Consider the following 17,566-nt stretch of genomic DNA (forward strand, 5'->3'; position numbering starts at 1 on the left):
CTGGCCCCGTACGCGGGACGGCTGACGCGGTACACGGGCAGGCTGACCCCGTACACGGGACGGCTGACCCCGTACGCGCGACAGCTGACCCCGTACGCCCCGTGGCCGGCGCTGTACGCGCGCTCGCGGCAGGTGCCCGCGTCGCTCGCCGTGGTGGTGACCGGCGCGGTGGTGGTGGGGGCACTGGCCCGGGGCGGGGCCGGGGAGCAGGGTGATCCCCGGCTTCCCGCGCTGGTCCTCGCCCTGGGGGTGATGGCCGCGTCGGTCGGGCTGAGCGGGCAGGACCTCGCGCTGGACCGCACGGCCGCGGTCCGCTGGGCGCCCCGCAGAGCGGCGCACGTGCTGCTGGCCGGCGCGGTGGTCGCCGCGGTCGTCGGCGTGGTGGCCGGCACCGTGCTGCCGGACGTGCGGACGGCGGGCGGGGAGCAGGCCACCGCCGCGTTCGTCGTCCGGGACGCCGCCGGCCTGATGGGCCTGGCCGCCCTGGGCGCGGCGCTCGCGGGCGGACGGTACGCGTGGACACTGCCGTTCGCCTGGCTCTCGTTCGCGTTCTTCGCCCCGCCCGCCACGAGCACGCCGACGCGGGTGGCGACCTGGCTGCTGCTGCCGCCCGGCACACCCGCGGGCACCTGGACGGCCCTGGCCCTCGCGGTCACCGGCACCGCGGCCTACGCCGTCGCGGGACCGCGGCGGTGACGTCCGGCGCCGCTGCCCCGCTGTCCGTGTCCGCGATCTCCCCCGGAACTGTCCGTGATCCGTAACGGACGCATCCCCTCGCCGCCTTCCCTCGTCCTGTCAGGTGATCACGGAACGACCGGAGATCGACGGGCACGGGGAACCACGGGAGAGCGGGGCGGGCATGGCACGGCACAACGGCGGGCGGCGCTGGTACGGCAAGGTGTTCGGGGCGGCGCTCGGGGTGACGTTGCTCGCCGCCGGCGCCTCGGTGTGGACCGCGCAGGCCGGCTCCGCGGGCGGCGCCTCCCCGAAGGCGACCGCGTCGGCCACGCCGGCCGGCGTCGAGCCGGTCCCGGTGACCATCGCGCACGCCTCGGACGCGGGGGCGCGCGGCGTCAACATCACCATCGACGACGGCCCGGACCCGGTGTGGACCCCCCAAGTCCTCGACATACTGCGGGAGTACGGGGTGAAGGCCACGTTCTGCATGGTGGGCACGCAGGCCGAGGCCTACCCGGACCTCGTGAAGCAGGTCGTCGCGGAGGGGCACCGGCTGTGCGACCACACCGTGTCGCACGACACCGCCATGGACCAGAAGACCCCGGCCTACCGGGCGAAGGAGATCCTCGACGCCGAACGCATGATCACCGAGGCGTCCGGGGGCGTACGGCCGCTGTACTACCGCGCCCCCGGCGGCGCCTTCACCCCCGACAGCCGCAAGCTCGCCGCCTCCCGGGGCATGCGCCCGCTGGGCTGGAACGTCGACACCAAGGACTGGGAACTGCCGGGCGCGGACGCCATCGTCGCCACCGTCGAGCAGCAGCTCTCCAACGGGCCGACGCTCCTCTTCCACGACGCCGGCGGCGACCGCGCCCAGACCGTCGAGGCGCTGCGCCGCGTCCTGCCCTGGCTCAAGGAGCAGGGGTACTCGTTCGGCTTCCCGGTGCGCTGAGCCGCGTCCCGGGGGCCTCGGTCCGGCTTCAGTCCCCGGCCGCGAGTTCCTTGAGCGCGACGTTGAGTTCGAGCACGTTCACCCGGGGCTCGCCGAGGAAGCCGAGGGTGCGGCCCTCGGTGTGCGCGGCGACCAGGTCCCGGACCCGGGCGGCGGACAGCCCGTTGCGCTCGGCGACCCGGTGGACCTGGAGCTGCGCGTACTCCGGGGAGATGTGCGGGTCCAGGCCGGAGCCGGAGGAGGTGACCGCGTCGGCGGGTACGTCGGCGGGGTCGACGGTGTGGCCGGGTACGGAGTTGTCCTCGACGACGGCGGCCCGCGCGGCCCTGACCCACGCGACCAGTTCGGCGTTGTCGGCGGAGCGGTTGGTGGCGCCGGAGAGGATCAGCTCGTACTGGGTGTTGACGCTGTTGGCGCCCAGTCCGTTGGCCGGCCGGCCCTGGAACCACGTGAGGTCGGGCTCCGGAGTCTCCTGACCGTCCTTCAGCGGCAGGTTGTACGCCTGCCCGATCAGCGACGAGCCGACGACCCGGCCGCCCGACTCGGTCTCGGAGCCGTTCGCCCGGCCGGGGAACAGGCCCTGGGCGATGCCGGTGACGGCCAGCGGGTAGACGATGCCGGTGACCACGGTCAGCACGAGGAGGGCGCGCAGGCCCGCCCCGAGCAGCCGGGCGGTGGTGGTGACGGAGGTGTTCATGGCGTTCAGCCGATCCCGGGGATGAGCGAGACGATCAGGTCGATGAGCTTGATGCCGACGAACGGGGCGACCAGCCCGCCCAGCCCGTAGACGGCGAGGTTGCGGCGGAGCAGCTGGTCGGCGCCGGCCGGCCGGTAGCGCACCCCCTTCAGGGCGAGCGGCACCAGCACGACGATGATCAGCGCGTTGAAGATCACCGCCGACAGGATCGCGGAGTCCGGCGAGGACAGGCCCATGATGTTGAGCTTGTCCAGGCCCGGATAGACCGCCGCGAACAGCGCCGGGATGATCGCGAAGTACTTGGCGACGTCGTTGGCGATGGAGAACGTGGTCAGCGCGCCCCGGGTGATAAGCAGCTGCTTGCCGATCTCGACGATCTCGATCAGCTTGGTCGGGTCGGAGTCGAGGTCGACCATGTTGCCGGCCTCCTTGGCGGCCGACGTACCGGTGTTCATGGCCACGCCGACGTCGGCCTGGGCGAGGGCGGGCGCGTCGTTGGTGCCGTCGCCGGTCATCGCGACCAGCTTGCCGCCGGCCTGCTCCCGTTTGATCAGGGCCATCTTGTCCTCGGGGGTGGCCTCCGCGAGGAAGTCGTCGACGCCCGCCTCGTCGGCGATGGCCTTGGCGGTCAGGGGGTTGTCCCCCGTGATCATCACCGTCCGGATGCCCATGCGGCGCAGTTCGGCGAACCGTTCGCGCATGCCGTCCTTGACGACGTCCTTGAGGTGGACGACGCCCAGCACGCGGGCGCCGTCGGCGTCCTCGACCGCGACGAGCAGCGGGGTGCCGCCCGCCTCGGAGATCCGGGCGACGGTCGCCTCCGCGTCCTCGGCCACCGTGCCGCCGCGCTCCTGGACCCAGGCGATGACCGAACCGGCCGCGCCCTTGCGGACCTTGCGGCCGTCCACGTCCACGCCGGACATCCGGGTCTGCGCGGTGAACTCGATCCACTCGGCGCCGGCCAGCTCCCCCTGGTGGCGTTCGCGCAGCCCGTACTTCTCCTTGGCGAGGACGACGACCGACCGGCCCTCGGGCGTCTCGTCGGCCAGCGAGGAGAGCTGGGCGGCGTCCGCCACCTCGGCCTGTGTCGTCCCGCGCACGGGCACGAACTCGGCGGCCTGCCGGTTGCCCAGGGTGATCGTGCCGGTCTTGTCCAGCAGCAGCGTGGAGACGTCACCAGCGGCCTCCACCGCACGGCCCGACATGGCGAGCACGTTGCGCTGCACCAGACGGTCCATGCCCGCGATGCCGATCGCGGAGAGCAGGGCGCCGATGGTGGTCGGGATCAGGCAGACCAGCAGCGCCACCAGCACGACCATCGTCAGCCGGGTGCCGGCGTGGTCCGCGAAGGACGGGAGCGTGGCGCAGGCCAGCAGGAAGACGACGGTCAGCGAGGCCAGCAGGATGTTCAGGGCGATCTCGTTGGGCGTCTTCTGCCGGGCCGCGCCCTCCACCAGGCCGATCATCCGGTCGATGAAGGTCTCGCCGGGCCGGGTGGTGATCCGCACGACGACGCGGTCGGAGAGCACCCTCGTGCCGCCGGTGACGGCGGACCGGTCGCCGCCGGACTCGCGGATGACGGGCGCCGACTCACCGGTGATCGCCGACTCGTCGACGGACGCGACGCCCTCGACGACGTCGCCGTCCCCGGGTATGACGTCCCCGGCCTCGCAGACGACCAGGTCGCCGACGGTGAGGTCGGTGCCGGGGACCGTGCTGCCGTCGACCCGCCGGGCCACCGTGTCGGTCTTGGCCCGGCGCAGGGTGTCGGCCTGCGCCTTGCCGCGGCCCTCGGCGACCGCCTCCGCCAGGTTGGCGAAGAGCACGGTCAGCCAGAGCCAGGCGCTGATCGTCCAGCCGAACCAGTCGCCGGGGTCGGTGAAGGAGAACACCGTGGTCAGCACGGACCCCACCAGCACCACGAACATCACGGGCGACTTCACCATCACCCGCGGGTCGAGCTTGCGGAAGGCGTCCGGCAGCGAGGTGACCAGTTGCCTGGGATCGAAGAGGCCCGCGCCCGCACGGCCGCCCCCTTCGGACGTACGGCCGCCGGGTGCGTCGCGGTGCGGCGCCCGGGCCGGAGTGGCTGTGGACATCGAGTCCTCGTGCTCCTGCGTGTCGGTGGTCATGCCGCCAGCCCCTCGGCGAGCGGGCCCAGCGCCAGCGCCGGGAAGTAGGTCAGACCGGTGATGATCAGAACGGCGCCCACCAGCAACCCCGTGAACAGGGGCTTCTCGGTGCGCAGGGTGCCCGCGGTGGCCGGCACCGGCCGCTGGGCGGCCAGCGAGCCGGCGAGCGCCAGGACGAACACCATCGGCAGGAAGCGGCCCAGCAGCATGGCGAGGCCCAGGGTCGTGTTGAACCACTGGGTGTCGGCGTTCAGGCCGGCGAAGGCCGAGCCGTTGTTGTTGGACGCGGAGGTGTAGGCGTACAGGATCTCGGAGAAGCCGTGCGCCCCGCTGTTGGTCATCGAGTCGCCCGGGGTGGGCAGGGCGACCGCCAGCGCGGTGCCGACCAGGACCAGCGCGGGGGTGACGAGGAGGTAGCAGGCGGCGTACTTGATCTCCCGGGTGCCGATCTTGCGGCCCAGGTACTCCGGCGTGCGCCCGACCATGAGCCCCGCGATGAACACCGCGATGACCGCCATGACCAGCATGCCGTAGAGCCCGGAGCCGACCCCGCCGGGGGCGATCTCGCCCAGCATCATGCCGAGCAGGGCGATGCCGCCGCCGAGGCCGGTGAACGACGAGTGAAAGGAGTCCACGGCGCCGGTGGAGGTCAGGGTGGTGGACACCGCGAACAGCGACGAGCCGCCGATGCCGAAGCGCAGCTCCTTGCCCTCCATCGCCCCGCCCGCGAGCTCCAGCGCCGGGCCGTGGTGGGCGGACTCGGTCCACATCATCAGGGCGACGAAGCCGGCCCAGATGGTGCCCATGGCCGCGAGGATCGCGTACCCCTGCCGCACCGAGCCGGCCATGACGCCGAAGGTCCGGGTCAGGGCGACCGGGATCAGCAGGATCAGGAAGATCTCGAAGAGGTTGGTGAAGGGGGTGGGGTTCTCGTAGGGGTGGGCGCTGTTGGCGTTGAAGTAGCCGCCGCCGTTGGTGCCCAGCTCCTTGATGGCCTCCTGCGAGGCGACCGCGCCGCCGTTCCACTGCTGCGTGCCGCCCGTGAACTGACCGACCTCGTGGATGCCGGAGAAGTTCTGGACGACGCCGCACGCCGCCAGCACCACCGCGGCCACGGCCGCGATCGGCACCAGGACGCGGACCACCCCGCGCACCAGGTCGGCCCAGAAGTTGCCCAGCTCACCGGTGCGGGACCGGGCGAACCCGCGTACGAGGGCGACGGCGACGGCCATGCCGACGGCGGCCGAGACGAAGTTCTGCACGGCCAGACCGGCGGTCTGCACGACGTGGCCCATGGTCTGTTCGCCGTAGTACGACTGCCAGTTGGTGTTGGTCACGAAGGAGACGGCGGTGTTGAACGCCTGGTCCGGGTCGACGGAGGCGAACCCCAGCGAGCCGGGCAGCACGCCCTGGAGCCGCTGGAGCAGGTAGAGGAAGAGGACACCGGCCAGGGAGAAGGCGAGGACACCGCGCAGATACGCGGGCCAGCGCATCCGCGTGTCCGGGTCGGCACCGATGCCCTGGTAGATCCACTTCTCGACCCGCAGATGCCTGGGGGACGAGTAGACCCTGGCCATGTGATTGCCGAGGGGTATGTAGGCGAGCGCCAGCGCGGCGACGAGCGCGAGCGACTGGAGCACGCCGGCGAGGACGGGGCTCATGGGGCGCTCTCAGAACCTCTCCGGGTGGATCAGGGCGATGACGAGGTAACCGAGCAGGGAGACGGCCACGATGAGGCCGACGACGTTCTCGACGGTCACAGCTTCGTCACCCCCTTGGCGACGAGAGCCACGAGCGCGAACACCGCGATCGTGGTGACGACGAAGGCCACGTCGGCCATCGCGAGCTCCTAATGAGGTGCGGAGAAGAATCTGCCACGTCGAGGAAAGCCCCTCTGTGACCGGATTCGTACCGTCGTTGATGGCTCCCTTACGGCGGCGCGAACACCTTTGACGCTTCCCTTACGACTCCCACGGCTGCGTCGTCCGCGGCTGCGCCCCCGGGGTACCCGCCCGGCCCCTGAGGCCGGCGTCGACGCCCCCGATGAATCCGAGCATGGCCTTCGCCAGTTCCGCGGGGGCCTCCAGCGCGGCGTAGTGCCCCACACCGTCGAGCGACACCGACGCCACCTCGGTCGCCGCGGCCCGGGACAGGGTGGCGGCCGTGAAGGGACCTCCGCCCGCGCCGAACGCGAGGACGGGCACGGTCAGGGCGCGCGTCGGCGAGGGCCCTGATCTCGGAGCACGCTGCTTCCGGGCGGCGCGGGATGTCGAGCCGGCTGGGCGCGTGCCGGCACGCTCGTCCGGCCGGCGGACGGCCGTGATCCGGTCGACGCAGGGGTCGTGCCAAGGACATGCGATCCCCCATCGCTCGTCGCCACACAGGCGGTCGACGAGCGGATTCCCGGCGCCCACGGCACTTTCCTTGCAGGCACCTTGCACCGTGACGCACGTCACAGATCAGTGCCCGAGGGACCGCCGATTAGGCTGAAGACCGTGTTCGACTCCCCCGACTTCGACCTGGCGCCGTACGCGGGGATCGACGCGGACCGGTTCGTGCGGCGGACCTTCTGCAGCTGGGAGGAGGCGGGCTGGCGCTCGGTGCTGGTGCAGGGCTTCGTCCACGCGCCGGAGGCGGAGGCCCTGCCGCTGCCCGGCACCCGCGACCTGCACCTCGTCCTGTGCACGGGCGGGGACGCGGTGATGCGGACGCGCGACGGGGGCCGCACGACGCGGCGCCGCTGGGTCCCCGGGCGGCTGGAGCTGATACCGCCCGGCCGGCCGACCCTGCGCGGCTACCGCGCCGCCGCCCCGCTGCGCAGCGTCCAGGTGCATCTGCCCCGGGCCGCCGTGGAGCGCACCGCCGCCGAACTGGGCGGCCCGGCACCGGACTTCGAGGCGCTCGCCGCCGCCGTCGGCACCGGCGACCCGCTGGTCGAGCAGGTCGTGCGGGCGCTCGCCGCGTCCCCGGACGGGAGCGACCTGTACGCCGAGTCGGCCGCCGCCTTCCTCCTGACGCACCTGCTGACCCGGGGCCGCGCCCGGCCCCTGCCCGGCCCCGAGCACGCCGCCGTGCGGGCCGCCGTGGCGCTGATGCGGGAGCGGCTGGCCGACCCGCTGACCGTCGCCGATCTCGCCGCCGAGGCGCGGCTGAGTACGTACCATTTCATCCGCGTCTTCCGGGAGGCGACCGGCGAGACCCCGCACCGGTACCTGGCCCGGCTGCGGATCGCCGAGGCGCGGCGCCTGCTCACCGGCACCGGTGAGCCCCTCGACCGGATCGCCGCCCGCTGCGGCTTCTCCGGCGCCGGCAGCCTGTCCGCGGCGTTCCTCAAGCACGTCGGCGTCCGCCCCTCCGCGTACCGCAGAATGTGACCGCGTACCGCAGGATCTGACCGGCGAGAGCGCAATCGGGAGCATGTCCGGGCGCCCGGCACCGCACTAGCGTGACCGTATGCCGCGCTCTCCCTCCCGCTCGTACTCCTACTCCGTCACCGCGCACTCCCCGGCGGCCCCCGGCGCCGTGTACGCGGCACTGGTCCGCGCCTCGACCTGGCCGGTCTGGTCACCGATCGACGCCGCCGGGATCGAGGGCGGCGGTGACCCGGCGGCGCCGCAACAGGCGGGCGACGTCCGCGTCTTCCGCACCGGCCGGACGGTCTCCCGCGAACGCGTCATCGACCTGGTCCCCGACCGCCGCCTCGTCTACGACAACCTGGGCGGCCCCTTCCACTCCTACCGGGGCACCGTCGGCCTCGCCCCCGCCCCGGACGGCGGCACCGACATCACCTGGTCGGCCGTCTTCGTGCCGAAGCCGCGCGGGACGGGCCGGTTCTGGCGGTGGTACCTGACCCGCTTCATGGGGCGGATGGCGGACGGACTGGCCGCGTACGCCGCCGGGACCAGCTGAGGAACCCGCCAAATCCCCCCGAAGGGGCCCGAGTCGACGGCTCGGGCCCCTTCGCCGTGCCCGGCTCCCCCCTGCTGTCCCCCACGTGAGCCACACGCAAGTCCGCCCCACGGGGTGACGATCCCGGGCCGCCGTTTCCCTAGATTTCAGGTGTGGCCGCCGGAGACCGGAGAGGCCGCTTCCCCCCTCCTCCCTCGGTCCTTCTTGGAGTTCCTCATGCTGCGCACGATCAAGGCAACCGCGATGGCCGCGCTGTGCTGTGCCGTGGCCGGCACCGGGCTCGTCGCCTGCGAGGAGACGCCCACGGTGGACGGGAAGGCCATCGAGGAGAGCGTCGACGCGGCCGTGGACGACGCCCTCGACGACGCCGACGCCGTCATCGGCGCCACGTTCACCGGGACCAAGAAGATCAAGGCCGAGGGCCGTTCCGTGAACCTCTCCTGCGCCGGCGCCCCGGCCGACGGCCGGCCGGTGATCGTGCTCCTGGCCGGGGCGGGCGACGGGCTGGACAAGATGGCGGACCTGCGGAAGACGCTCGGCGAGCGGGACCGGGTCTGCTCCTACGACCGCCTCGGCGAGGGCGCCAGCGACCAGCCGGCCGCCACCCAGCGCCAGGCCGACAGCGGGAAGGTCCTGACCGCCGTGCTGAACCACGTCGCCGGTGACGGGCCGGTCGTCCTGGCCGGTCACTCGCTGGGCGGACTGATCGCCGCCCGGTACGCCCCCGACCACCAGGACCGGGTCAAGGGGCTGGTCCTGATGGACGCCACGATCCCGGCCCTCGACGCGGGCCTCGCGAAGGCCGTCCCCGACTCGGCCACCGGCCCGGCCGCCGAGCTGCGGGACCAGACCCTCGCGGCCAACCAGGGCCAGAACCCGGAGCGGTTCGTCATCGAGGACGCGAAGGTCCGCTCCGCCGGGGACATCCCCGTAGCGGTCATCCAGCACGAGACGCAGTTCGCCGAGGTCCCCGAGTACGGGCCCGCGCTGGAGGGGATGTGGTCCGCGGGCCAGCAGCAGTGGCTCGCGCTCTCCTCCCGCAGCAAGCTGACCACCGCCGCCGGGAGCGGCCACTACATCTACACCGACCGCCCCGACCTCGCCGTCGAGGCCGTCCGCGACGTCGCCACCCAGGCCGCCGCCGACCAGCGCTGACCGTCCCCCCACACACCCGAAGGAATCCTCATGAAGTTCGTCTGGCAGCTGCTGACCGTGGTGGTCGTCTCGATGGTCGGGGGCCAGGCCCTGATGGCCGTGGAGGACAACCCGTGGCTCCAACTGGTCGCCGGCGCGGTGACCGTCGCCCTCGGGCTGTACGTCTACGGGTGGGTGGTACGGCGCACCGAGCACCGCCCCTCCACCGAAGTGTCCCTGGACGGTGCCGCGCCCGCGTTCGGGCGGGGCCTGCTGATCGGCGCCGCGGTCTTCGGCGCCGTCATCGCCAACCTCTACACCGCCGGGTACTACGAGGTCGACGGCCTGGGGTCGCCGACCGGCGCGGTCGGCCTGCTCGGCTTCATGGCGGGGGCCGCCGTGACGGAGGAACTGCTGTACCGCGGCGTGCTGTTCCGCTACGTCGAGAAGCTCACCGGCACCTGGCTCGCGCTGATCCTCACCGGCGTGCTGTTCGGCGCCTCCCACCTGCTCAACCCGAACGCCAGCGTGTGGGGCGCCGTCGCCATCGCCATCGAGGCCGGCGGCATGCTCACCGCCGCCTACATCGCCACCCGCCGGCTGTGGGTCCCCATCGGCCTGCACTTCGGCTGGAACTTCGTCGCGTCCGGCGTCTTCAGCACCGAGGTCTCCGGCAACGACACCCCGCAGGGCCTGCTCGACTCCGCCACCTCCGGCCCGGCCCTGCTCACCGGCGGCGACTTCGGCCCCGAGGGCAGCGTGTACTCGGTGGTGTTCGGCATCATGGTCACCATCGTCTTCATGGCGCTGGCCCACCGCCGGGGCCACCTGGTCCCCATGCGGCGTGCCGACCGCAAGGCCGCGACCGCTACGCTCGCCCGGTGAGCGCACTGCTGAACGCCGTACCGGCCCGGCTGCGACACGCGGCCGGGCGGTGGCGCGGTGTCGATGTCACCGCCTGGTACGTGGTGTTGGGCCCCCTGCTCCTGGTCACCTCGTTCGTGCCTTCCCTGCACCACCACGGCACGCAGATCGGCGGGGTGGCGGACCGGCCCTTCGACGCGCTGGCGGTGCTGGCGGTCGCCCTGCAGTGCCTCCCGCTGACGGTGTGCCGGCGCTGGCCGACGGCCTGTCTGGCCCTGGCGTCGGCGGGCTTCGCCCTCGACCAGCTGCGCGGCTACCACTCCGTGGCGGGCACCGCGTTCGCCTTCGCGCTGCTGGGCGCCGGTTCCCGGGTGGAACGGCACCGGCGGATCACCGCACTGGCCTTCACCGTGGCGTACGTACCGCTGGCCGTCGCCCTCGCCCGCCTCGGGTCGGTCGACGCGGTGAGCGAGTACGCCATGTTCTACGTGGTGACGGCCCTGGTGTGGGGCATGGGGTCGTGGCTGCGCTCCGCCCGGCACGCGGAGGCGGAACGCCGGCTGCGGGTCGCCGAGGAGACCCGTACCGCCGAGCGCACCCGGATCGCCCGCGAACTGCACGACGTGGTGACCCACCATGTGACGGCGATGGTCGTGCAGGCCGAGGCGGCCCGCTATCTGACCGCCGCGCCCGACCGGCTCGAACAGACCCTGACCGCCGTCTCGGACACCGGCCGGCAGGCCATCAGCGACCTGCGGCACCTGCTCGACCTGCTCAACCCCGACCACGGCACCCGGTCGCCCGAGGACCGGACCCCGCACGTCGGTACCCTCGGCTCGCTGGTGGAACAGACCCGCCGGGCGGGCCAGCCGGTGGAGTTCACCGAGGAGGGCACCGCGCCGGAGTCGACCGGCAGCGCCCACCTGGTGGCCTACCGGGTGGTGCAGGAAGCCCTGACGAACGCACTCAAGTACGCCCACGGCATCCGCACCTCGGTCGCGGTGCGCCACGGCGAGAAGGAGATCACCGTGGAGGTCAGCACGGAGGGGGCGGGCGACCGGTCGGCGTCCCCCGGCGGCAGCGGACGCGGCCTGGCCGGTCTGCGGGAGCGGGTCGACGTGCTGGGCGGCGAGTTCAGCGCGGGCGGCCGGCCGGGCGGCGGCTTCACGGTACGGGCCCGCATCCCCACCGGGAGCCCGTCGTGAGCACCCCCGCCACCAAGGGGCCGGCGGCCCCGACGCGGGTCCTGGTCTGTGACGACCAGGTACTGATCCGCACCGGCCTGGTCACCATCATCGACGCCCAGCCCGACCTCTCGGTGGCCGGCGAGTGCGCCGACGGACAGGCCGCCGTCGACCTCGCCGGCCGGCTGCGCCCGGACGTCGTGGTGATGGACATCCGCATGCCGGGGCTCGACGGCATCGCGGCCACCCGGCTGCTGGCCGGGGCCGGGGTGGAGCACCCCGTCAAGGTCCTGGTGGTGACGACGTTCAACCTCGACGAGTACGTCTACGAGGCGCTGCGCGCCGGCGCCAGCGGCTTCCTGCTGAAGGACGCGCCGCCCGACCGGCTCCTGCACGGCATCCGCACCGTCGCCACGGGCGCGGCCCTGCTGGACCCCGAGGTGACCCGGCGGCTGGTGGGCCGGTACGCCACCCGCATCCGCCCCGCCGAGGAGAGCGCGGACCCGGACGTCCCGCTGACGCCCCGCGAGCTGGAGGTGCTGCGCCTGATCGCGGACGGCCTGTCCAACACCGAGATCGCCGCGGCGCTGCTGATCAGCCGGGAGACCGTCAAGACGTTCGTCTCCCGCATCCTCACCAAGCTGGGCCTGCGCGACCGCGTCCAGGCCGTCGTGTACGCCTACCGGCACGGGCTGGTGACCTGAACGCGGCCGGCCGGCCGTTACTTTCGGCAGTGTTCAGCGGCGGCCCGGCTGCCTAGGGTCACCTCCCGTGAGAGAAGTGATCCGATCGGAGGTACCGCTGCTCGTCGTGGCGGCGGCCACCGTGCCGCTCAGCGGGGCGAGCCCGTGGTGGGCGGTGGCGACGGCGGTGCTGTCGGGCGTGGGCGGCGCGCGTGCGGGCACCGCCCGTGCGGCGGCCGGGGTGCTGGCGGGCGCGGTGGCCGCGGCCGTGGCGGCGGTGGGTGCCGTCCCGTCGTGGATCGCGCACGGCGACCGGTTCGTGGCCGTACTGGCCGGGGCGGGCGTACTGCCGTGGTGCGCGGGCCGGTTCCGGCGCCAGTACCGCGCGCTGGTGCGGGCCGGCTGGGAGCGGGCCGAGCACCTGGAACGGGAGCAGCGGCTGATCGCCGACCAGGCCCGGCTGCGCGAACGCGCCCGGATCGCCCAGGACATGCACGACCTGCTCGGCCACGACCTCAGTCTCATCGCCCTGTCGGCGGGCGCGATGAAGCCGGCGCCCGGCCTGCCCGACGAGCACCGGGAGGCCGCCGCCGGCATCCGGGCCCGGGCCGCCGCCGCGGTGGAGCGCCTCGGCGAGGTGATCGGCGTGCTCCGCGAGGACGACACGGTGCCGTCCGGCGCCCGCGTGGCGGACCTGGTCGAGGGCGACACCGGGTCCTTCGCGTCCGCCGTCAGCCGCTCCTTGTCGGCCTCCTCGTCCTCGGCCAGGGCGGTGAACAGGTCGGCGGCCTGCGGGTACTGCCAGACCACGTTCGCCTTGTCGGTGGCGACGTCGGCCTCGCGGGGGTAGTTGGGGACGGTGAGGAAGGTCAGCCGGTCGCCGGGGATGCCCTTCAGCTGGGAGGCGAGGGAGTGGAAGTTCCGCGCCGTCGGCCAGGGGTACGCCTCGGGCCTGGCGGGCATCGCCGCCGACTTCGGCGTGAACGTCTGACGCGCCCCTCCAGCCCACTCGCCCGGCCGCCCGGAAGGCATACGACCGCGCTTTCCGGGCAGGCGCCCCCGGTCACCGCTCGTGAAGCCGGCAGAGGGGAGACGTCTCCGTCCATGGCCGAGACACCGGACTCGACGACCTCGCGCACGATCGACCCCGGCACGGGTGACGCCTCCGGCAGACCCGCCGCCCCTGCGGCCCGGCCCCACGAGGCCCGGGGCCACCGGGGCTTCCCGTCGGCGCTCGCGCGGCCGGGCCGGATCGACGGACTGGACGGACTGCGCACCCTCGCCGTCGCACTGGTCCTCGTGTACCACGTCGAGCCGGGCCTCATGCCCGGCGGCTCGGTCGCCGTCGACCTGTTCTTCACCATCAGCGGCTTCGTCATCACCCGGCTGCTGCTCGCCGAGTACGTCCGCAGCGGCCGGATCGCCCTGCTCGCCTTCTACCGCCGCCGCTGGGCCCGCCTGGTCCCCGCGCTGTGGGCGGTGTGCGCGGTCTGCGCCGTCCTGGGCGCGGCCACCTCGCTGTGGGCCTTCGACGGCGCGTGGCAGGCGGCCGGCCTGGCCGCGGCGTTCGTCGTCAACCTCGTACGCGCCGGTGAAGCCGGCCCCTACTCCGACCTCACCGCGCCCCTCGCCCACACCTGGTCGCTCGGCGTGGAGGAGCAGTTCTACCTCCTGTGGCCCCTGCTCCTGCTCGCCCTGCTGCACCGGCTCCGCCCCCGCACCGTCCTGCTGTGCGCGGTCGCCCTGTGCGCGCTGCCGGTCCTGTGGCGGTGCGCCCTGTGGGCCCCCGACGCCGCGCACCGCGTCTACAACGGCACCGACACCCGCGCCGACCAGCTCCTGGCCGGTGCCCTGGTCGCCGTACTCCTGGCCCGGCTGCGCGCCGACGACCCCCGCCTGGCGCGGCTGCGCGCCTGGGCGGCCCGGCTGGCCTGGCCCGCCCTCGGGCTGCTCCTCCTGGCGGCCTGGCGGATGCCGGTCACCCAGGACGCCGGCGCCTGGACGGCCGCCTGGTACACCGCCGGCCTCCTCGCCGTGGCGGCCGTCTCCGCCACCCTCGTCACCGACCTGGAACTGCGCCGCGACGGCCGCCTCGCCCGCCTGCTGTCCCTGGCCCCGCTGTCCTGGACCGGCCGCAACCTCAGCTACGGCCTCTACCTCTGGCACTACCCGGTCGTCCGCTTCCTGGCCTCCCTCGGCATGACGGAGGGCCGCCTGGCGGCCACGGTCCTGCTCACCGGCGTACTGGCCCTGCTCTCCTACTACGTCATCGAGGCGCCGGTGCTGCGCTGGGCGGCGCGGCGGCGAGGTACCGGCGGTTCTCGTCGATGAGCCGGTCGAGCGCGGTCCGGGCGGCGGTGAGCGACTCGATGGCGGACGACAGCCGGTCCCGTTCGCGGCCCATGACCTCCAGCGCCCGCTCGGCCCGGGAGGCGCTGGGCTCGGCCATGCAGGGAACCATGGTGGCGATGGTGCCGCTGGACAGGCCGGCGCCCAGGAACGCCTGGATCAGCGCGACCCGCTCGACATGGCCCTCGTCGTAGTACCGCTGGCCGCTGGGGGACCGCGAACTGACCAGCAGCCCCTGCTCCTCGTAGTAGCGCAGCGACCGACGGCTGACCCCGGTCCGGGCGGACAGCTCACCGATCCGCATACCGGTTCCTCGCTCTCACTGCCACTTGCCCCTCACATCGATGTGAGCGTTTAGGTTAACCCCGACCGCCGAGAAGAGGGGCAATCGTGATCAAGTTCGCATTCCTGATCAACCGCGCCGAGGGCATGTCCTTCGAGTCGTTCGTCGAGCACCACCGGGCCCGCCACGCGCCGCTGTTCACCTCCATTCCGGAGGCGCGGCGGTATGTGCGGAAGTACACCGTGTCCCACCCGGTGCCCGCCCCCGCCGGGAACTACCCCGCCCCCGCCTATGACGGCCTCACCGAGATCTGGTTCGAGAACTGGGCGGACCACGACGCCTTCTTCGCGTCCGCGAACTACAGGGAACGGGTCCACCCGGACGAGGCGAACTTCATCGACCTGGCCTCGGTGGCGGTGATGGTCACGGAGGAGAGGGTGGTGGTGGAGGGGTGAGGGAACAGCCGGGAAAGGGCCTGCCCCCCCGTACGCCCGCGCTCTACGGTGACGCCATGAGCGATCACCCGGCAACTCCCGTCACGCCCGTCGAAGCCTACGAACCCCCTTACTACGTCGCCGTGTTCACCACGGTGCGCACCCAGGAGCAGGACGGCTACCGCGAGACCGACGCCCGCATGCAGGAGCTGGTGAAGGACATCCCCGGGTACCTGGGGATGGACCACGCGCAGACCCCCGGCGGGCTGGGCATCACCGTCGGCTACTTCCGCGACGCCGACGCCCTCACCGCGTGGCGGACCGACGCCGAGCACCGTGCGGCACAGCGGCGCGGGCGGGCCGAGTGGTACGAGCGGTACACGCTGCACGTGGCGAAGGTGGAGCGCAGCCACGGGTTCGTGCGGTCGCGTCCGCAGTGAGCCGATCCGGCGGCCGGTCTCCACTGAACTCCGGCTGGAACCCGGGCTGTCGGGCCGTAGACTTCGGCGGTGATCGGCGACGACGTCCGGCCGTCGTACGCCTCTGGGGGAGGACATCGCATGCGGGACACTTCTGACTCGACGACGGCATCGACGGTCCTGGCGGAGGTGCTCCCGGGAGTCGCCGTCGTCTTCGGCGAGGTACCGGCGGAACTCAAGCCGGAACTGGTCGACTTCGGGATCGTGCCGGCCGTCGACCGCGAGCGGCTGTCGACCGTCCTCGCCTCGATCGGGAACACGGCGACCGTGGCCGGCAACCTCGGCAACGCGTTCGCCGGCGCGCAGGGGCTCTACCGGCTCAGCGACGCGACGCAGGCCCTGCTGAAGACCGGCGCGACGCTCGCCGTCAAGGACGGTGCGAACCTGGGGACGCTGATGTTCCCGGGCCGCATCGTCGCCCAGGCCCGCTTCATCCCCGTGACCGCGCTGAGCGCCGCGCAGACCGCGGCCGCGCTCGGGCCGGCGCTGGCCATGGTGGGCCTCCAGATGCAGCTCAGCGAGGTCACGGGTCTGGTCAGGACCAACATCGCGCTGACCAGCCAGGTCCTCACGGCCATCCGCAACGAGCAGTGGTCCGAACTGACGGGACTCGTCACCACCGTCGACCGCGCCGTCGACCAGGCCCGGAAGGTCGAGACGGTCCCCGCCTCCCTCTGGGACAGCGTCGCGGGCGCCCAGGCGGCGCTGGACAAGCAGCGCGAGCTGTACCGGCGCAACGTCCGCGGCCACGTCGGACAGATCGGCCAGAGCGGCCAGAGCGACACGCGGCGCAACCGGGAGTACCTCCAGACCAACGCCGAGGCGATCGTCTTCGACACCTACGCCCTCCTCTCCTCGCTCAAGGCGTGGGCCGGGTACCAGGCGCTGCGCGCCGGCCGGGCGAGGGCCGTCGGACGGGACGACGCCGACGAGGCGCGCTTCGTCGAGGTCGTCGCGCGGGACACCCGTGCGGAGCTGGACTCCGCCCTCACCGAGACGGCGGGCCTCGTCGCCTCGCTGACGCGCGAGCTGAGCATCGTCGCCGAACTGCCCGGCCGCGACGGCCTGTCGCAGTCCCTGCCGGGGAAGCGCAAGGACGCGAAGGCGGCCCGCCAGACCTCCGCCCGCCTCCTGGAGGCGATCCGGCCCCTCGCCGACGCCCTCCGCCCGCCGGCCCCTCCGCTGGAGGCCCCGGACGTCGTCTGCGCACCGGGATCGCCGGACCTCGGGCCCTACCTGCGCATCCTGCGCTGGTTCCTCGAAGACGGTGAGACCCTGCGCGTCCTCGGCTTCGCCGACCAGCTCGACGCCGTCGGCCCGCTCTCGGCGATCCTCGGCGGGGCCAAGGACAAGCTGGCGGCGGCGCGGGACAGGACCACGGCGAAGACACTGGTCGCGGTCACGGACCGGCGCGTCCTCACGGCCCGGACGAACGCCTTCCTGGAACAGGGCGAGATCCGCCAGGACATCCCGGTCGACCAGGTGCGCTACGTCCGGGCGGCGACCGCGCAGGACAGGAGCGCGCGCCTGGCGATCGACCTCGTCACCCGGGACGAGAGCATCCGGTGGCTCTTCCGCGCCGACACGGACACCGACACCGCCCAGGTGGACGCGCTCGCCGCCGTACTCGCCGAGTCGATGACGATCCCGGACGCCGAGCGCGACGCGCTGCGGCGGCGGGGCCGGGCCGCCATCGAGGCGGGCGGGAAGGGCGAGGCGGCCGGGACGGGGGCCGCGGCGCCGTCCGGTCCCGAGGCCACGGACCGCGACGCCGAGTAGACCGGCAGT

The 17,566-nt window shown here is 73.3% G+C and carries 18 protein-coding genes and 3 pseudogenes; 14 read left to right on the top strand and 7 right to left on the bottom strand.

Annotated elements, in window-relative coordinates; genetic code table 11:
- Positions 1-84 precede the first annotated feature (84 nt).
- The gene (locus tag J7I94_RS17450) at positions 85-696 is read left to right on the top strand and encodes a hypothetical protein (RefSeq protein WP_374198397.1); all 612 of its coding nucleotides are present in this window, start codon (positions 85-87) and stop codon (positions 694-696) included.
- A gap of 163 nt (positions 697-859) precedes the next feature.
- Positions 860-1,630 carry a polysaccharide deacetylase family protein gene (locus tag J7I94_RS17455; protein ID WP_215168040.1) on the top strand — a complete coding sequence of 257 codons (771 nt, stop codon included), beginning with the start codon at positions 860-862 and terminating at the stop codon, positions 1,628-1,630.
- A gap of 28 nt (positions 1,631-1,658) precedes the next feature.
- Here the strand turns inward: J7I94_RS17455 and J7I94_RS17460 are convergent, their stop codons facing one another.
- The 5 genes from J7I94_RS17460 to J7I94_RS17480 form a co-directional block, all read right to left on the bottom strand.
- Positions 1,659-2,327: a potassium-transporting ATPase subunit C gene (locus J7I94_RS17460; RefSeq protein WP_215168041.1), complete on the bottom strand. Its 669-nt coding sequence runs from the start codon at positions 2,325-2,327 to the stop codon at positions 1,659-1,661.
- A gap of 5 nt (positions 2,328-2,332) precedes the next feature.
- A complete protein-coding gene (gene kdpB, locus J7I94_RS17465; RefSeq protein ID WP_215168042.1) occupies positions 2,333-4,459 on the bottom strand; it encodes a potassium-transporting ATPase subunit KdpB in 2,127 nt (708 codons plus the stop codon).
- Entirely contained in the window at positions 4,456-6,120 is a 1,665-nt protein-coding gene (kdpA, locus tag J7I94_RS17470) for a potassium-transporting ATPase subunit KdpA (RefSeq protein WP_215168043.1), read from the bottom strand. The genes kdpB and kdpA overlap by 4 nt, the downstream gene beginning before the upstream one ends.
- A 9-nt stretch (positions 6,121-6,129) precedes the next feature.
- Positions 6,130-6,219, bottom strand: coding sequence for a K(+)-transporting ATPase subunit F (gene kdpF, locus J7I94_RS38390; protein WP_215168044.1), 90 nt, complete (start codon positions 6,217-6,219; stop codon positions 6,130-6,132).
- 201 nt (positions 6,220-6,420) lie between these two features.
- Positions 6,421-6,663, bottom strand: coding sequence for a hypothetical protein (locus J7I94_RS17480; protein ID WP_215168045.1), 243 nt, complete (start codon positions 6,661-6,663; stop codon positions 6,421-6,423).
- A 291-nt stretch (positions 6,664-6,954) separates the two neighbouring features.
- Between J7I94_RS17480 and J7I94_RS17485 the strand changes: the two genes are divergently transcribed.
- The 7 genes and pseudogenes from J7I94_RS17485 to J7I94_RS39245 form a co-directional block, all read left to right on the top strand.
- Complete coding sequence (locus J7I94_RS17485; RefSeq protein WP_215168046.1) at positions 6,955-7,833, top strand: AraC family transcriptional regulator; 879 nt, start codon at positions 6,955-6,957, stop codon at positions 7,831-7,833.
- Positions 7,834-7,912: 79 nt separating this feature from the next.
- A complete protein-coding gene (locus J7I94_RS17490; RefSeq protein ID WP_215168047.1) occupies positions 7,913-8,368 on the top strand; it encodes an SRPBCC family protein in 456 nt (151 codons plus the stop codon).
- Positions 8,369-8,584: 216 nt separating this feature from the next.
- A complete protein-coding gene (locus tag J7I94_RS17495) occupies positions 8,585-9,523 on the top strand; it encodes an alpha/beta fold hydrolase (protein WP_215168048.1) in 939 nt (312 codons plus the stop codon).
- A 30-nt stretch (positions 9,524-9,553) separates the two neighbouring features.
- A complete protein-coding gene (locus J7I94_RS17500) occupies positions 9,554-10,387 on the top strand; it encodes a type II CAAX endopeptidase family protein (RefSeq protein WP_215168049.1) in 834 nt (277 codons plus the stop codon).
- Positions 10,388-10,416: 29 nt separating this feature from the next.
- A complete protein-coding gene (locus tag J7I94_RS17505; RefSeq protein WP_215168097.1) occupies positions 10,417-11,571 on the top strand; it encodes a histidine kinase in 1,155 nt (384 codons plus the stop codon).
- The gene (locus J7I94_RS17510) at positions 11,568-12,254 is read left to right on the top strand and encodes a response regulator transcription factor (RefSeq protein ID WP_215168050.1); all 687 of its coding nucleotides are present in this window, start codon (positions 11,568-11,570) and stop codon (positions 12,252-12,254) included. The genes J7I94_RS17505 and J7I94_RS17510 overlap by 4 nt, the downstream gene beginning before the upstream one ends.
- Positions 12,255-12,624: 370 nt before the next feature.
- Positions 12,625-12,885, top strand: a pseudogene (locus J7I94_RS39245) (histidine kinase); the annotation flags it as partial.
- Between the two features lie 67 nt (positions 12,886-12,952).
- On the opposite strand, the pseudogene J7I94_RS38395 reads toward J7I94_RS39245, so the two are convergent.
- Positions 12,953-13,148, bottom strand: a pseudogene (locus tag J7I94_RS38395) (LytR family transcriptional regulator); the annotation flags it as partial.
- On the opposite strand from J7I94_RS38395, the pseudogene J7I94_RS17520 reads away from it, so the two are divergent.
- Both J7I94_RS17520 and J7I94_RS17525 read left to right on the top strand, forming a co-directional pair.
- A pseudogene (locus tag J7I94_RS17520) lies at positions 13,144-13,224 on the top strand (TerD family protein); the annotation flags it as partial. The pseudogenes J7I94_RS38395 and J7I94_RS17520 overlap by 5 nt on opposite strands.
- A 113-nt stretch (positions 13,225-13,337) precedes the next feature.
- Entirely contained in the window at positions 13,338-14,564 is a 1,227-nt protein-coding gene (locus J7I94_RS17525; protein ID WP_215168052.1) for an acyltransferase, read from the top strand.
- Here J7I94_RS17525 and J7I94_RS17530 read toward each other — a convergent pair.
- Positions 14,500-14,886, bottom strand: a complete 387-nt coding sequence (locus J7I94_RS17530) for a MerR family transcriptional regulator (RefSeq protein ID WP_215168053.1) — start codon at positions 14,884-14,886, stop codon at positions 14,500-14,502. The two genes, J7I94_RS17525 and J7I94_RS17530, sit on opposite strands and share 65 nt — an antisense overlap.
- An 86-nt stretch (positions 14,887-14,972) precedes the next feature.
- On the opposite strand from J7I94_RS17530, the gene J7I94_RS17535 reads away from it, so the two are divergent.
- From J7I94_RS17535 to J7I94_RS17545, 3 genes are all read left to right on the top strand, one after another.
- Entirely contained in the window at positions 14,973-15,320 is a 348-nt protein-coding gene (locus tag J7I94_RS17535; RefSeq protein ID WP_215168054.1) for an EthD domain-containing protein, read from the top strand.
- 56 nt (positions 15,321-15,376) lie between these two features.
- Positions 15,377-15,739, top strand: coding sequence for an antibiotic biosynthesis monooxygenase (locus tag J7I94_RS17540; RefSeq protein ID WP_215168055.1), 363 nt, complete (start codon positions 15,377-15,379; stop codon positions 15,737-15,739).
- 120 nt (positions 15,740-15,859) lie between these two features.
- Positions 15,860-17,557 (top strand): hypothetical protein, encoded by a 1,698-nt coding sequence (locus tag J7I94_RS17545; protein ID WP_251075298.1) that lies wholly within the window; start codon positions 15,860-15,862, stop codon positions 17,555-17,557.
- The last annotated feature ends 9 nt before the right edge of the window (positions 17,558-17,566 follow it).

It is taken from the genome of Streptomyces sp. ISL-12, assembly GCF_018614415.1.
In the GTDB taxonomy this organism is placed as follows: Bacteria; Actinomycetota; Actinomycetes; order Streptomycetales; family Streptomycetaceae; genus Streptomyces.

What these genes read in the sequence shown, in the direction of transcription:
- J7I94_RS17455 (WP_215168040.1), top strand. Translation starts at nt 860, where the DNA reads ATGGCACGGCACAACGGCGGGCGGCGCTGGTACGGCAAGGTGTTCGGG.
- J7I94_RS17460 (WP_215168041.1), bottom strand. Translation starts at nt 2,327, where the DNA reads ATGAACACCTCCGTCACCACCACCGCCCGGCTGCTCGGGGCGGGCCTG.
- kdpB (WP_215168042.1), bottom strand. Translation starts at nt 4,459, where the DNA reads ATGACCACCGACACGCAGGAGCACGAGGACTCGATGTCCACAGCCACT.
- kdpA (WP_215168043.1), bottom strand. Translation starts at nt 6,120, where the DNA reads ATGAGCCCCGTCCTCGCCGGCGTGCTCCAGTCGCTCGCGCTCGTCGCC.
- J7I94_RS17490 (WP_215168047.1), top strand. Translation starts at nt 7,913, where the DNA reads ATGCCGCGCTCTCCCTCCCGCTCGTACTCCTACTCCGTCACCGCGCAC.
- J7I94_RS17495 (WP_215168048.1), top strand. Translation starts at nt 8,585, where the DNA reads ATGCTGCGCACGATCAAGGCAACCGCGATGGCCGCGCTGTGCTGTGCC.
- J7I94_RS17500 (WP_215168049.1), top strand. Translation starts at nt 9,554, where the DNA reads ATGAAGTTCGTCTGGCAGCTGCTGACCGTGGTGGTCGTCTCGATGGTC.
- J7I94_RS17525 (WP_215168052.1), top strand. Translation starts at nt 13,338, where the DNA reads ATGGCCGAGACACCGGACTCGACGACCTCGCGCACGATCGACCCCGGC.
- J7I94_RS17530 (WP_215168053.1), bottom strand. Translation starts at nt 14,886, where the DNA reads ATGCGGATCGGTGAGCTGTCCGCCCGGACCGGGGTCAGCCGTCGGTCG.
- J7I94_RS17540 (WP_215168055.1), top strand. Translation starts at nt 15,377, where the DNA reads ATGAGCGATCACCCGGCAACTCCCGTCACGCCCGTCGAAGCCTACGAA.
- J7I94_RS17545 (WP_251075298.1), top strand. Translation starts at nt 15,860, where the DNA reads ATGCGGGACACTTCTGACTCGACGACGGCATCGACGGTCCTGGCGGAG.